The 14,834-nt window shown below is 44.6% G+C and carries 14 protein-coding genes; 6 read left to right on the top strand and 8 right to left on the bottom strand.

What is annotated here, in order from left to right; translation table 11 throughout:
* Nucleotides 1–9 precede the first annotated feature (9 nt).
* The 4 genes from DN53_RS05420 to DN53_RS05435 form a co-directional block, all read right to left on the bottom strand.
* Nucleotides 10–414, bottom strand: a complete 405-nt coding sequence (locus DN53_RS05420) for a DUF5367 family protein (protein ID WP_129653391.1) — start codon at nucleotides 412–414, stop codon at nucleotides 10–12.
* Nucleotides 415–541: 127 nt separating this feature from the next.
* Entirely contained in the window at nucleotides 542–1,399 is an 858-nt protein-coding gene (locus DN53_RS05425) for a helix-turn-helix domain-containing protein (protein WP_129653392.1), read from the bottom strand.
* 98 nt (nucleotides 1,400–1,497) lie between these two features.
* A complete protein-coding gene (locus tag DN53_RS05430; protein WP_129653393.1) occupies nucleotides 1,498–2,052 on the bottom strand; it encodes an FMN-binding protein in 555 nt (184 codons plus the stop codon).
* Nucleotides 2,036–2,959: a DUF6607 family protein gene (locus DN53_RS05435; RefSeq protein ID WP_129653394.1), complete on the bottom strand. Its 924-nt coding sequence runs from the start codon at nucleotides 2,957–2,959 to the stop codon at nucleotides 2,036–2,038. Before DN53_RS05435 ends, DN53_RS05430 begins: the two co-directional genes overlap by 17 nt.
* 101 nt (nucleotides 2,960–3,060) lie before the next feature.
* On the opposite strand from DN53_RS05435, the gene DN53_RS05440 reads away from it, so the two are divergent.
* From DN53_RS05440 to DN53_RS05455, 4 genes are all read left to right on the top strand, one after another.
* Nucleotides 3,061–5,202, top strand: coding sequence for a TonB-dependent receptor plug domain-containing protein (locus DN53_RS05440; protein ID WP_129653395.1), 2,142 nt, complete (start codon nucleotides 3,061–3,063; stop codon nucleotides 5,200–5,202).
* A 22-nt stretch (nucleotides 5,203–5,224) separates the two neighbouring features.
* A complete protein-coding gene (locus DN53_RS05445) occupies nucleotides 5,225–6,643 on the top strand; it encodes an HmuY family protein (protein ID WP_129653396.1) in 1,419 nt (472 codons plus the stop codon).
* 340 nt (nucleotides 6,644–6,983) lie between these two features.
* Nucleotides 6,984–8,003, top strand: coding sequence for a nucleoid-associated protein (locus DN53_RS05450; RefSeq protein WP_129653397.1), 1,020 nt, complete (start codon nucleotides 6,984–6,986; stop codon nucleotides 8,001–8,003).
* Nucleotides 8,003–9,271 carry a hypothetical protein gene (locus tag DN53_RS05455; protein ID WP_129653398.1) on the top strand — a complete coding sequence of 423 codons (1,269 nt, stop codon included), beginning with the start codon at nucleotides 8,003–8,005 and terminating at the stop codon, nucleotides 9,269–9,271. The genes DN53_RS05450 and DN53_RS05455 overlap by 1 nt, the downstream gene beginning before the upstream one ends.
* Nucleotides 9,272–9,437: 166 nt before the next feature.
* On the opposite strand, the gene DN53_RS05460 is transcribed toward DN53_RS05455, so the two are convergent.
* Nucleotides 9,438–9,722 carry a hypothetical protein gene (locus DN53_RS05460; RefSeq protein ID WP_129653399.1) on the bottom strand — a complete coding sequence of 95 codons (285 nt, stop codon included), beginning with the start codon at nucleotides 9,720–9,722 and terminating at the stop codon, nucleotides 9,438–9,440.
* Nucleotides 9,723–9,872: 150 nt separating this feature from the next.
* Between DN53_RS05460 and DN53_RS05465 the strand changes: the two genes are divergently transcribed.
* Both DN53_RS05465 and DN53_RS05470 read left to right on the top strand, forming a co-directional pair.
* Nucleotides 9,873–10,067 carry a helix-turn-helix transcriptional regulator gene (locus tag DN53_RS05465; protein ID WP_129653400.1) on the top strand — a complete coding sequence of 65 codons (195 nt, stop codon included), beginning with the start codon at nucleotides 9,873–9,875 and terminating at the stop codon, nucleotides 10,065–10,067.
* 548 nt (nucleotides 10,068–10,615) lie between these two features.
* Entirely contained in the window at nucleotides 10,616–11,515 is a 900-nt protein-coding gene (locus DN53_RS05470; protein WP_129653401.1) for a leucine-rich repeat domain-containing protein, read from the top strand.
* A gap of 12 nt (nucleotides 11,516–11,527) precedes the next feature.
* On the opposite strand, the gene hemL is transcribed toward DN53_RS05470, so the two are convergent.
* The 3 genes from hemL to DN53_RS05485 all read right to left on the bottom strand — a co-directional run bounded on the left by hemL (nucleotide 11,528) and on the right by DN53_RS05485 (nucleotide 14,833).
* Entirely contained in the window at nucleotides 11,528–12,805 is a 1,278-nt protein-coding gene (gene hemL, locus DN53_RS05475; protein WP_129653402.1) for a glutamate-1-semialdehyde 2,1-aminomutase, read from the bottom strand.
* Between the two features lie 271 nt (nucleotides 12,806–13,076).
* Nucleotides 13,077–13,931, bottom strand: a complete 855-nt coding sequence (locus DN53_RS05480) for a glucosaminidase domain-containing protein (protein WP_129653403.1) — start codon at nucleotides 13,929–13,931, stop codon at nucleotides 13,077–13,079.
* A complete protein-coding gene (locus DN53_RS05485) occupies nucleotides 13,928–14,833 on the bottom strand; it encodes a 1-aminocyclopropane-1-carboxylate deaminase/D-cysteine desulfhydrase (RefSeq protein WP_129653404.1) in 906 nt (301 codons plus the stop codon). The genes DN53_RS05480 and DN53_RS05485 overlap by 4 nt, the downstream gene beginning before the upstream one ends.
* Nucleotide 14,834 lies beyond the last annotated feature (1 nt).

The following is a 14,834-nucleotide window of genomic DNA, read 5'->3' on the forward strand; positions in this document are numbered from 1 at the left end:
TTTCAATGTTTATGTGTTGATGATTGTTCCTGATTCGGATTTCACCCTGAAATACCAAAACAGTACTGTGGTGATAATAAATTCAGTCCCTATCAGCCAGAAGCCGGGTGCCGTAAAAAAACTGTAATATGAACCTCCAAACGGAACCATTAAATAAGGCACGGTAACCAAGGCATCCATCAAGGCGCTGGTCGCAAATAACACCATGCCCAACTTAAGGCCATGGATAGTGTCTCTCTTTTGGTAGTACATCCAGGCTCCAGCCCAAACCAAGGGCAGAACAACCAATGAAAGAACCAGGTTGGCCTGGAAATCCAAATCCTTCATGATGGGAAAGAAATAGGAAAGCAAAAAAATGCTTACCCCTAAAACCCAAATGATAAGTCCGATCAATACTGCTCTAAAAAATTTCATCTTGCTATGCTTTTTGATTACGGGACAAAACTAGAGCAGTACCTTATGGCCCATTTGTTCCAAAAGCAGTATGATTTGTTTGAAAAGGATTATGATGAAAAGAGGTGTGTTTTAGCGGTATTGCCTACTATTTACGAATCTCGCTGGGCCGAAATCCATATTTTTTGGAAAATGCATTGGAAAAGGAACTCAGGCTATCATAGCCCACCTGCCATGCAGCTTCCTGTACTGTGGCTTCTTGGTTGCGAAGGAGCTCATGTGCCTTTTCCATGCGCTGGTTTTGAAGGTATTTGAACACGGGTACGCCAAAGAGTTCCTTGAAATTTTTCTTCAACTTAAAACTATTGAGTCCTATTTCCCGGGAAAGTTCGGTGAGGGATGGAGGATTCTCCAAATGGGCAGAAAGGATTTCCTTGGCCTGAAAAAGTTTTTCCTGTTCAGTTTTTTTGATGGAAGGCCGGTCCATTTGGGCCAATTGCCCAAAAAAATGGGACAGCAGGGCCGTCATCTGGCTTCGAAAGAACATCATTTTGGTCTTTCCTTCGTAGGTGTTGTGAAAAACCCCATCCACAATGGACTGCATGGCAGGGGTCATCAAAAAATCGGGACCCTCCACATAATGGTCACTGGGATCAACCAGTTCGTTCAACATACTCGAGAACAGTTCCCCCTCCTGATTGGGCAGCTTTTCAAGGTTTCTGGGCGAAGTGGCGATTACAATACACTCCAGCGGTTTGTCCGCATGGACGGTATGCTCAAATTGCACATGTTCATCGGCGTAGAAGGACAATGCCAAGCCTTTGGTATTCTGAAAATCTTTTTGCTTGGCCCCATACCTCACAGAAAGGTCCACATTACCGGAACCATAAAAAGCCACCGCTATGACGGGCTCATCAAAGGTGCAGACATCCTTGGTCACTTGACCCACCCGTGCCTCTTCCACCAAGATGGTAAAGTCGTTGATATCCAAAATGTCCCGGGTCATACAACTGGCTTTTTTCAAATGTAACCAGAATGTGGATTCCCTTCAACAAAAAAGCCACCTTAAGGTGGCCTCTTACTGATTGATATGTGATTTTTCAATTAAAAAACTTGGTTCTCATCCAATATCTGCATGCTTTCCAGAACTTGGCCCACGGCCAAGGTCATGGATTTAGCCGAAATGGTAGCCCCGGAAATGGCATCGATATCCTCGCCATATACCAAACTTTCCCCAGATTTTTTGCCAATAAACTGTTTTAACCACCGTTGGCTTCCCACTTGTCGTCCATAGTCTTCACGATAGATAAGGATCTTGGATTTTTTTATGCTCCGATCGGGATTGAGCAGCACCACATAATCAAAAATTTTCTTCATGCTGGGTGCCTGGCCCACATACACATAACCCAGAATGGAACCATCCACGGTAATTTTGAACAGGTTTTCCCCACCCAATTCCGAGGGAGTCTGTCCATTCAGTTCGCTGCTGACAGAAATATGCTCCAAACCAAAATCCGAGACCTCGTAGGTCGTTTGCACCGCATTGTCAATCTTCTCTTGGAGTTTCGGTGAAATCTGTTGGGTCCCAAACCCAAAAAGTAAAAGGGCCGCCAAAAAGGCGACCCCGCTGAGAACCTTAAACTTATTTACCCTCAGCATTTTTACTTGTTTTTTCGGTGATGAATTTTTCTATGGTCTTGGATATTTCCTTCTTTTTGGCGTTGGCCTTTTCCAATTCATAAAAATGCATGAACAACGGCTTTTTATCCACGCTTTTCAACAAGGTAAGGTCTCCCTGTCTATTGTACACCTTATCCCAAGATGCCCGGGCATTGGCCCAAAAATCCTTGTGCTGGGCCCACCACTCTTGTGCTATCTTGCATTTTTCATCGGCAATCTTGGTATAGATGTTCATTCCCTTTTCTTGGGCCAATAACACATCCTCAGCGCCTTCCTCACGAATGATCTTGTCGTTATCTTGTTCGTGTACCCATCCGTATGAAGTAATTTCCTGTCGATTACCACGCTTCATGACATTGTAATCGCTCCTTTTGCTATACTCCCTTCGTGGTAGGGGCGAATCCGAAGTGTTTTCCCAATAATGTTTTCCATCATAGTGCACCCATGTGGCCGAACCGGAATATCGCGGGCTGTCATCCACTTGGTACACTTTCTGGGTCCACTGCCCTTTCACGGCATCCGCAGGTAAGGTTGAAAAAGTCCAATTGTTGTCCTTGTCGTAGTGGAAGACCTCTTGGTTTTCGTACAACCAATCCTGTCTCCAGTGTTTGATGATGGTACTGTCATGGATCACCAACAAATGCTGGATGGAAATTTTGTTCTCCTCATCTATAATGGGAAGGGCCAATTCCAACGCCTTGGCCGTATAATCCAATTTTTTCTCATAATCGATTTCAGGGGCGAAGGTCTCGGTATACTTAAACGTGATCTCGTAGCACCCGCACATATCCATGATGGCCTCTCGGTCCAATTCTTTCTTCTCTTGGGCCTTTAAAACAGTAAAGACACCCATGAGGGCCATGGAAAGCAGCAATGATTTTTTCATAATAGTTTTCAGTTAGACGGTTAAAAATTGTGAAACAAAAATATTAAACTTATTTAGATTGAATAAAAATAAAATATATATTTGCTGTAAATCTAAATAGAATGAGTCTAAATAAAAATAAGTTGTTCATTTATTTTTCATTTTTCTTCAGCGTGGGAATCTTGGCCCAAGAACCCGCTTCCGTGGAAAAAGACTCAATGGCCATGCAAAACCTGAATGAGGTTGTGGTCACCGGACAGATCAACAAACAAAGTGTGGACAAGTCCGTTTTTGAGGTCAAAGTGATCCCACGGGAAACCTTGGACCGCTTGGCAGGCAACACCTTGGCCGATGTACTCAACCAATCCCTCAACATCAGCATACAGCCCAACCCCTCCTCTGGAAAGAGCAGTGTGGAACTGTTTGGGTTGGACGGGCAGTACTTTAAAATTTTGGTGGACAACATCCCGCTGATCAATGACGAAGGACTGGGCAACAACACGGACCTCACCCAAATCAATTTGGATGATATTGAACAGGTTGAAATCGTGGAAGGGTCCATGGGGGTCCAATATGGCTCCAACGCCGTTTCGGGCATCATCAACATCATCACCCGAAAAGATTCCGATTACCAGTGGGAAATCACTCCGTATGTACAGGAAGAGACCATTGGCAATGAATATGGTTTTTTTGATCAGGGCAGGCACATCCAATCTTTAAAAGTGGGGCATCGGTTCTCGGACCAATGGTATGTGAACGGCAATGTGACCCACAATGATTTTACCGGACATCAGAACAATCGCGAGGGTGAGTTCCATGCCCTAAATGATGGCCGAAGGGGCTACGAATGGCTCCCCAAACTCCAGTACTCGGGCAAGGGACTGGTAAGCTATACCAGGGACAATTTCCGTTCCTTCTATCGGATGGAATACTTCAACGAACAGGTAGATCGGTATGATTCCGTGGTTCGGGAAAACTTCAACCCCTCTACCCAGACGAGCAACCCCACGGCTTCCGACGATATTTTTACTTCCCGACGGTTCTTTAACCACCTTAATGTTGCCGGGCAGCTCTTCCAAAAAGTAAACTACGATATCTCCGCCTCCTACCAACAACAAAAACGGGATGTGGAACAATTTACCTATCGCATCAACAGCCGTGAAAAGTTCGATGTGGAATCGCAAGAATACGAATCCCGAAAAGGGTTCTACTCCCGCGGCACGTTCAGCAATTTCTTCACTTCCGAAAAAACAAGCCTTCAACTGGGATACGAACTGAGCAACATCAACGGGTATTCCTCTTCGGCCGCCATCGCTTTCAGTGGCAACAACATTGCACGTAGGTTGGAGTCCTATGATGCCTTTGCCACGGCCGAGTTTACCTTGGGGGAGCGCTTTTCGTTCCGACCGGGCACACGGGCCATGTTCTCGTCCCAGTTCAAGACCCAAATGGCCCATTCGTTGAGTGCCAAATATGCCTTTGACAACGGGTACCAGCTTCGGGCCGTGGTGGGAACATCGCCACGAAATCCCAATTTTGATGAGCTCTTCACTTATTTTGTGGATGTCAACCACGATGTACAGGGCAATAGCAACCTAGAACCGGAACGTGGGGTGTCCACCTTCCTGCACCTCAAAAAGAACTTTTTCCAAAAAGACCTAAAATGGCGCCTGAGCTCCAAAATATCGGCCTGGTACCTAACCGTGGACGACCGTATAGAGCTCACCATTGTCAATGAGACTCCCCTGGCCTTCCAGTACAACAACATAGATGAATACCGCAACTGGGGTACTTCCTTTACCAACAAATTGGTCCATGGCGATTTTCAATTTGACCTGGGCCTGTCCCTCTCAGGTGAAAGCAAGGTATTGAACAGCGAGGACTCCTTCAATGACGATTACCTCTATGCCCTGCAAGTGAGTTCCAACGTGGGCTATCAAATCCCCAAGATCAACACCACTTTCTCCCTGTTCTTCAAATACAATGGGCCCGAGTACCAGTTTGTATTGGACCCTGAACAGGACGACCCCACCTTTATGCGCTCCAAGCGGGAGGGCTATGGGTGGATGGACGCCTCCATCAAAAAAACCTTTATGGAAGACAAGCTCCAACTGACCCTTGGCGCCCGAAATCTACTGGACATCACCCGCATCAACACCTCATCGATGTCCGGAGGGGGCACGCATGCCACCGCCAATACGGGGCTGCTGTTGGGCTATGGCCGGTCCTATTTTGTAAAACTTTTGTACAACCTCAAAATTTAATCTTAATCCAAAACCAATTTTTATGAAAAATCATTTTCTATATGTAGCCGCATTGGCCGTAACGCTCTTCGGCGCAAGTTGTAGCAGCGATGACGGTGGAGACTCCACCCCTGCGGAATTTGTGGTCGCCTTTCAAAATCCGTCCCTGAGCTTTGATACGGTGGACAGCGAAAAGCAGATCAACCTTGTATTTTCCACCACGGCCCCGGAGGATGGGTCCGTTACCGTTTCGTTCACCACGGAGAATGCGGAATACGATACCGATTTTACCACCGAACCCGCTGCGGCTTCCGGCCAACTGACCGTTGATTTCACGGGCGGTGCCACAGGAACTGCATTTACCTTCAATAAGTTGCAGGATGCCATTGAAGGTACCACCAAGGCCGTGAACTTTACCTTATCCGCCGTGAGTGTGGCCAATGCTAAGATCCAAGGGAACACCCAATTGGCCGTGAGCTTTACCGAAACGGCGGCCCCATCCGGGAGTGTATCCCCCGAAGTGGGCGGTCCCAATGAGGACAACCAAGTGTACGTGGACCTGAGCTCCCTGACCCAGACCACTGCCAAGCGCGATAGCTGGGACCTTGGGTTTTATAGCGGAAATGACTTTAGGGTAGCCATCAACGGTTCCATTTTTATGGCCGTGGCCGCTTTGGAGAGCACCGATATCGATGCCGTTACCGAAGCCGATGTGGAGACCCTTCAGCCCCAAGTGGCCGTGGGTACTTTTGATGCCGCCAATACCGCCTATGTGGATGATGTTACCGGCAGCTTGGACGGAACCGCCATTGCCGCCATTTCGGAAACCGCTGCCGATAACCCCGTATACTTGGTAAACCTCGGCTTTGCCGTGGGCACCACGGAGCCAGAGGTCGGTAGCGAGGCCGCCAAAGGCGATGCTAGGGGATGGAAGAAAATACGCATCCTGCGCAGTGGGGAGGACTACGTACTCCAATATGCCGATTTGGACGCCACCGACCATGAGGAAGTGACCCTTTCAAAAACTGCGGGACACCACTTTACCTTCTTTAGTTTTGATACCGAAGAGGTGGTGGACGTACAGCCACAAGCCGACCGTTGGGACCTTAATTTTACCGTGTTCACCAACGAGATTGAAGGTTATGGTTCTTACGGCTATGCCGATTTTATCACCACCAATAGCTTAAGTGGCGCCTTGGCCTACCCAGTGGAAACCGCCACAATGGCCTATGTCGATTTTGCCTTGGCCGATGTGGACGAAGCCTCTTTTGAGGACGACCAACGCGGTATTGGCAGCCAATGGAGAAACGGTGGAGGGCCCGGTACCTTGCCCTCTTTGAAGAACGATGTGTTCTTTGTGCTCAAGGATACCGATGGCAATCTGTACAAGATCAGGTTCACGGCGCTGACCAACGAAAGCGGTGTACGGGGCTACCCGGCCTTTGAGTTTGAACTCTTGTAGCCGAACGATTTTTATTTGGATGCTCTGGGCTGGACCGTTGCCCCCTTTTGTTATCGTTTTCGAATGTAACGGTTTAGTTTTTGAGTTAGTTTGTGTGAAGGCCGGGGCAGGTAATCTGTCTCGGCTTTTGTTTTGGACTTATGGAAAAACCCTAGTTTTTTTAAGGTTTTGGTGCAATCGCCAGTTTGGAAAAAGTGGTATTTTGTACGGTACCTCCCCCATTAACAGCAAAATATTTGGAACAAGAATACATTGATTATCCCCGATTAAGATATTTAGCGATGTAAAAAATATATCTCTATAAATAATTATGCGACACTTTTGAACCAACCATTAAACCATGGAATTAAACAAAATAATTATTCACGAACTAAAGAAGGAAAGCGGCACAAATGAAACGGAGCTAATCCGTTCGGAAGAACTTGTAGAAGTCGATGAAAATTCTATAGGATTAGTAACTGCACTAAATGGCAGTTATAACAGTGACAAAATTTTATATGCAGTATTCGATAAATCTGAAGGCAAATACTTTCCTGAAAAATTTCAAGAGTACAAGGATTCTGAATGTAGCAATGATGATTTCATCTCTTTTACCAGAAATATAATTGGCAATTTAGAATCATTAATCCAGCCCGTAACACTCGCAACTGGTGGCTATTTTGTATTTGCAGAATATGTCAGCAACGACAACAATTTCTTAGGTATTTTCATAATTCGAGATACAGAAGGTAAAACATTAAGCAAAACTGAAAATTCATTCTCAATTGATAGCATCGAGTATGTTGACACCTCAAATTTAGCAATGGCTTGCCGAATTAATAATGATAAATATGAAATAGACCAAGGAAACTATCTATCATTAACTCAATTGAGGCAGCAAGACATCTCAGAGTATTTTAAGAATTGGATTTCTATCGAGCAAATTGAGACGAGTAGCGAATTCACAAAGCAACTATATGACATTATATCACAGATAGAAAGGCCTATCGACCCTGAAACTGAAACCGAATATAATATCGAAGACTTTAGAAATCGTGTTTACAGTTATGCGTCAAGTAGTCCAAATCGTACAATTAACATTAGGGATATGAGTCAACACTTTTACGGCGATCGAAATATAATTTCAGACTATGCACTCGAAAACGGCATTACCATCGATACCGAATTTAGATACCATCGACGACAATTAAAAAGATTCATCAAATTAGAAGTTAATCGAGATGGTATAAATTTCAAAATATCAAGAGGTGCATTTGATGATAAGGTTCGATTTTCAGCTGAAGATGAAAGTCTCGTAATAATTGAATCCACAATTTTTGCAAATGCTCTAAGGAATGAGATAAATAATTCTAACAACTAATGTTAGAGACTCATAAACATATATATGAATTTTGTAATGAACTTAGTTTCGATTTAAGGGGCGATTATATTGAATTCCGATACAATGATGGTCTAATTAAATATCTTCAAAACAATGGGATTTCATTTGAGACGATTAGAGACCAGAGTATTCAAATTACATATCAAGACCTTGGATTTTTAATTTTTCAAAAACCCGTTGGATATCTTACAATTCCCAATGTTAGAAAAGAGCTCGATATTCTAATACTTTCTTCTGACGATGTTCCTCTTAGTTTTATTTCAAATCAAACGTATTTGAATTTTGAGCAAAATAAAAAATTTTACTTCTTCTCAAACGCAAAACATTATGTTGAGTTTATAGACTTTCTAGAATCTAAAGACCAAGAAACTGAAGATGCATTTCATTTCATAGACTATGCAAATGGTGTGAATAGAAAAATCGTGCTTACTAGCATCACTGAAAAAAGCCGAATAATTTTAAAATTTTTTAAAGAAATACAAGACATACCTAACGACAAAGATTTTTCAAAAGGTCTAAATCTGTTTAAAAATTGTTTTTTGCAAGACAATTTCAACTTGCCAAAGTTCTTGAAAAGTAGCTTGATTAAATTTGCATCTCGTTATGATTATGACAACAGATTAAATTTAGTCTTTCAAAATTTAAGAGAAATTGTAGATGATGCAAAAATGAATTTTGAAATATACATTAACAACTTGTCAATAGACAAAATAAGAAAGGATTATGATGACTATAAATCCAAGTATTTTTCTGAAGTTTCTGATATTTTAAAAAAAGTTTCTCAACAAATTATTGGTTTTCCTATAGTAGCTGCTTCAACACTTTTTGCAATAGAGAAAGTTAAGTCCAATGAAATTTTTCTGTGGATTTTAGCATTTGTCATTCTTGTCACAACAATTTATTTAATCCTATTGTTGCGGATGAATTTCAGAGACTTAAAATATGTTGACCAGCTTTCCGAAAAAGATTTTCAATCAATAAAGAACAATAATTTTTTCATCAAGTTTCCCGATGAGCTTACGATTTTTAATCAAATCAAAGTTCGCATTACCACAAGAATTAAAAACCTTAAAATTGTATGTGAGTCATATTTTTGGATTTTAAGCGTAGCTAATACAGTTTTAATATGCCTTATGCTCTATTATCTTAAAATACCAGCAGGCGCCATAACTTTTATAGGTCTATTAATCTTGTTTCTGATGATAATAGCAAGGAATAAAATTTGGGAAGAAAAAAGTGTAGTATGACAATTTATACAGCTAACTGGCAAAGTCAGTAAAATTATGGTTTAGGTTTATTTACAATGAACGATTATTGGGAATTTACCTAAAAGAAACAATGAATCTAATTCAAATTGGCCTTGGCGATTTAATCAAAAATCACGAATTCTTTTTTGAAGAGTAAAGGCCATTACTAACACTTTTGCAAGGCTGCATAACATTCCTCTGCAACGGGCAACAAGGCTTCTCCCAAATAGGTAGTGGGGTATTGTGGAGCCTCGTCCAAAAAGGTACCATACACTTCGGCAAAGTCATCCATTTGGTAGGGCGGCACGTCCATGAGTCGGGCTACAATAGTGATCAGCTCCAAAGCGTACAATCCGCCATCGTCCAAACCCATATGGCGTAGGGTTTCGGTAAGTTGGCTGTGCTTTAAATCTTGCTGTATAAGCTGCACCACAAGTTCTCTGTTGTCCATTTTATATCATTTTTCAATATAAATATATATTATAATATATTATTTCACAACATTTTTTTGTATTGTATTTTGCTATATGATAAAAAATCAGCTTGTGATATGGTACAATTTCATATTACAAAGTAATATGCTGTGGTATCGCATCTGCGTATGAATAGAATTAAAGCCGTATTAAAACAACAAGGCAGGACCCAAACTTGGCTGGCCGAGCAAATTGGCAAAAGCTATGTGGTGGTCACCAATTACTGCAACAACAAAACCCAGCCCAGTATTCCCATTTTATATGAGATGGCCAAGGTCTTGGACGTGGATGTCCGTGAACTGTTGGTGCCGTCCAAAGAGTAACCCTGTTGTCATTTCGAACCCCTGTCCCGAGCTTGCGAGGGAGCTAAGGAGCGTGAGAAATCTCACAGTTACCAACCAAAAGAAAAAATAGATTTCTCAGTCGCTACGCTTCTTCGAAATGACAGAATCCACTTCAAGGGTCATTTCGAACTGACCGAAGGGAATGTGAGAAATCTCAAAACTATCAAAACAAAACCTGCAATAGATTTCTCAATCGTCACTGCGCTCCTCATTTCGAAATGACATGTTTTCCCGATGGATTTCCCAGTCGCTTCGCTTCTTCGAAATGACTTAGTCCTTTTCTTGGTCATTTCGAACTGACCGAAGGGAGCGTGAGAAATCTCAAACTATTATCAAATACAAAACCTCCAATAGATTTCTCAATCGTCACTGCGTTCCTCATTTCGAAATGACATGTTTCCCCGATGGATTTCTCAGTCGTTATGCTTCTTCGAAATGACAAAAGTTAATAAAATGCTAAAGCCTACCTATGCTGTAACGCATGGGGCATAATCCCGTCTTGTAGGCAATCATCAAAAAACCTAAACATGAAAAAAGCCTACGCTATCGTAGCACTCTCTTTATTTTTCCTTGCCGCATGCTCCAAAAGCGATGAGCAACCCAATCCCAACGAAGATGCCTACCTATATATTCCGGACCCCCATTTTGAGACCGTTCTGGTGGAACAGGGCATAGACACGGACGGCACTGTGGACCAACAAATGCTGCGCACCGATGCGGAAAAGCTAACCTATTTGGACCTCAGCCCTCCGGGCCAGTTTGGCGATATTGCCGACCTTACCGGTATTGAGGGTTTTGTAAACCTAAAGTTCCTGGCCGCCAGCGGGCAAAAATTGGAGGAAATCGATTTAAGTGCCAACACCCAGTTGGACACCCTGTACCTGCAGGCCAATTACCTTACCCATATTGATCTGGCCAACAACCCCAACCTTTTATTGGTGAACGCGGAGTCCAACGAACTGACTTCCATTGAAGGTCTGTCCGAGGCCACCCAATTGAAAAAATTGTACCTGTCCTTTAACAACGTGGAAGATCTGCAGTTGGACAATCCCGCTTTGGAGTTGTTGCATATGGGCCAGAACCTGTTAACATCCATAGATATCAGCGGGGCGGTGAACCTCAAGAACATCTTCTTGATCAGCAATGCACTCACCACGGTGGACCTTAGCCAGAACACTTTGGTGGAGACTATTTTACTTTCGGACAATGCGATCCAAACCATTGACCTTTCACGCAACAGCAACCTGACGCATCTGTATATTTCGAGCAATACGCTGACCAGTCTCGATGTGAGCAGCAACCACGAACTTATCGATCTACGTGCCGATAGGAATCCGACCTTGAGCTGTATCAAAATTGGGTCCGGGCAGGAGATTCCCACCGTATCAAAATCGGATTACCAAGAACTGAACACGGTTTGTGAGTAGGCCTAAAATGGACTAAAACACTTTACGGACCGCCTCAATGGTCCTGTCCAGATCGTCGTAGCTGAGGGCATCGTTCAAAAAGTAACTTTCAAAGGCAGAGGGCGGTAAGTATACCCCGTTCTCCAACATGCCGTGGAAGTATTTCTTAAAGGTATCGTTGTTCCCTTTGGCCGAGGAGGCAAAATCCACCACAGGTTCGTCCGTAAAATGTACGGAGATCATGCTTCCATAGCGGTTGATCTGGTGCACCACCCCTTTTTCGGTGAGCACCTCGGCAATGCCCTTGTGCAGGTGTTCGGTTTTTTCCGCCAAGCTGGTAAACACCTCAGGGCAATTGTTGAGTTCGGTGAGCATGGCCAGTCCGGCACTCATGGCCAAGGGGTTCCCACTGAGGGTCCCTGCTTGGTACACCGGCCCTTCGGGGGCCAAATGTGCCATAATCTCGGCTCGTGCGGCAAAGGCCCCTACGGGCAGTCCGCCCCCGATCACCTTTCCGAACATCACCATATCGGCATCCACACCCAAGGCTTCCTGTGCACCGCCTTTCCCCAAACGGAAACCGGTCATCACCTCATCGAACAGCAATAAAATACCTTCCTCGGTGCAGAGTTTTCGAAGTCCATGAATAAATTCATCGGTGGGGATGATACAGCCCATGTTCCCGGCCACGGGTTCCAAAATAATGGCGGCTATCTCGCCTTTATTGGCCTCCGTCAACGCCTTTACACTGGCCAAATCGTTATAGGTGGCCAAAAGGGTGTCCTTGGCCGTACCTTGGGTGACCCCGGGACTGTTGGGGCTCCCGAACGTAACGGCACCACTCCCTGCTTGGATCAAAAACGAGTCGGAATGGCCGTGGTAGCAACCTGCAAACTTGATGATCTTGTCCTTGCCCGTGTACCCGCGCGCGAGGCGAACGGCACTCATACAGGCTTCGGTACCACTGTTCACAAAACGGATTTTGTCAATATTGGGCACCATGGAAACGGCCAGTTGGGCCAGTTCGGTCTCAATCTCGGTGGGCATCCCGAAGGAAGTGCCTTTTTTGGCCTTTTCCACCACGGCATTGATCACGGGTTCAAAGGCGTGGCCCAAGATCAGCGGGCCCCAGGAGGCAATGTAATCGATAAGCTGGTTGCCGTCCACATCATAGAGGTAGGCGCCTTTGGCTTCCTTTACAAAAATAGGGTCGCCGCCCACCGCTTTAAACGCCCGTACGGGTGAATTGACCCCTCCGGGGATGTATTTTTTCGCCTCGGCAAACAAGGCACTGCTTCGTTGGTAGATCATAAATTTAAATATCCATGTCATTCCCGTGAATGCGGGAATCTTTTTAATCCATAATTGTCAGTTCGAGCGCAGTCGAGAACAACATCAATAAGCACCCCTCGACTGCGCTCGGGATGACAGAAACGTGCTATTCGAACAGCTCCCCGCAAAGGTAAGTAACCTCATACTTTCATGGAAATTGAAAATGTCAATTCGAGCGCAGCCGAGAACAACATCAATAAGCATCCCTCGACTGCGCTCGGGATGACAGCTCGATATAACAAAGGAAAAATTATTTTGATTTTTCTTTTCGGATGTTCAATACCTGCCCAATGGAAATGATATTGTCATTGAGATTGTTGAGCCTTCTTATCTCGTCCACGGAGATGGCATATTTTCTGGAAATGGCATACAGGGTCTCTCCCTTTTCCACCACATGGGTAAGTACTTCAAAGCTTTTGGGTTCCCGGACCACTTCCAGCCCGCCTCGAACCACATCCTCATCATATTGGTGCAGATCGTACCGCTCGATCAAAGCGATGAGCTTTTGGGGATACGCACGGTCCGTGGCATAACCCGCCTGACGGAGGCCGTGGGCCCATTTTTTATAGTCGTCCTTCCGGTAATTGAACAAAAAGGCATATCGGGAACGGGACGAAAGGAAGATACTATGGTCCCGGAACGAAAACATGGGGTGGTTGTACTTTCTAAAACACTCCCCTTTGGCGTCATCGTCATGAAAATCGTATTCGCCCTGCCATCCGGTATGGCATTTGATCCCAAAGTGGTTGTTGGTCTTTTTGGTCAGCTCCCCTCTTCCGGAACCACTCTCCAAAATACCCTGGGCCAAGGTGATACTGGCCGGAATGCCAAAGGCACGCATTTCGTACTGGGCAATTTCGGCAAAGGTTTCAATATATTCCTCAGTGTTGGTAATGGGGAAATGTTTGAACCTTCCTGGGTCCGCAGGCATGGGATACAGATCGGAACCTTCCGCGTTTTCATCCACAGCGACAGGCCTTTCGTCCTTGTTTTCGGTATTCCTGACAATGGGAGCGCCCTTTTTATGGGTCGAGGTCCGTTTTTTGGCACCACAAGAAGTCAACAGCAGTGTCACAACAAGTACATATCCAATTCGCCTGATCATATATCCAATAAGGGTAAATTTTTCTTTTTCAACACAGTGTTCATTCCCGCTATCCCTTGCAGACCACCCGTATGGATGGCCAAAATATGGGTTCCCTTTGGGAAAAAATCCTGTTTTGCCAGTTCAAAAATACCAAAAAGCAGTTTACCTGTGTAGATGGGATCCAACGGAACCCCGGTTTCTTCTTTAAAGATATTGATGAAATGAATCAATTCTTCACTCACTTTGGCATATCCCCCAAAATGAAAATCGGTCATCAATTTCCATTGATCGTTCCGTACAAATGTATGAATATCCTGTTTCAAAAAATCACCCTTCAATGCGGGAAAGCCCAAAACGGTCTGGTGGGGTTTCGCCGAGTTGATGAGTCCGGCCAAGGTCCCTCCCGTTCCCACACTACTGCAGATATAGTCGAAGTTGGAATCGGCCTCCGTTACAATTTCCTCGCAACCTTTTACGGCAAGGGCATTGGTACCGCCTTCGGGCAGTAGGTAGAAATCTCCAAATGCTTCTTTCAAAATCAGGAGAAAACCCGCTTCGCTTTTTTGTCGATAATCGCTTCGCGATACAAAATGGAACCGCATGCCGTGGTCATGGGCCAAGGCCAGAGTAGGATTGTCCTGCCACTTATCCTGCAACTCCTCGCCCCTGATCACGCCAACAGTATTAAATCCCTGTTCGTGCCCTGCACAGGCCACTGCCGCAATATGGTTGGAAAAGGCCCCACCAAAGGTGAGCAGGGTCTCGTGTCCCAATTTTTGGGCTTCGAGCAGATTGTATTTCAGCTTTCGGTATTTGTTTCCGGAAATCTGCGGATGGATGGTATCTTCCCTTTTGATATGGAGCGTCACGCCCTTTTCTCGAAGCAAGGGCACATCAATATGCTGATTGGGAATGTTCAAA

Source organism: Flagellimonas olearia (assembly GCF_004150225.1).
GTDB lineage: Bacteria > Bacteroidota > Bacteroidia > Flavobacteriales > Flavobacteriaceae > Flagellimonas > Flagellimonas olearia.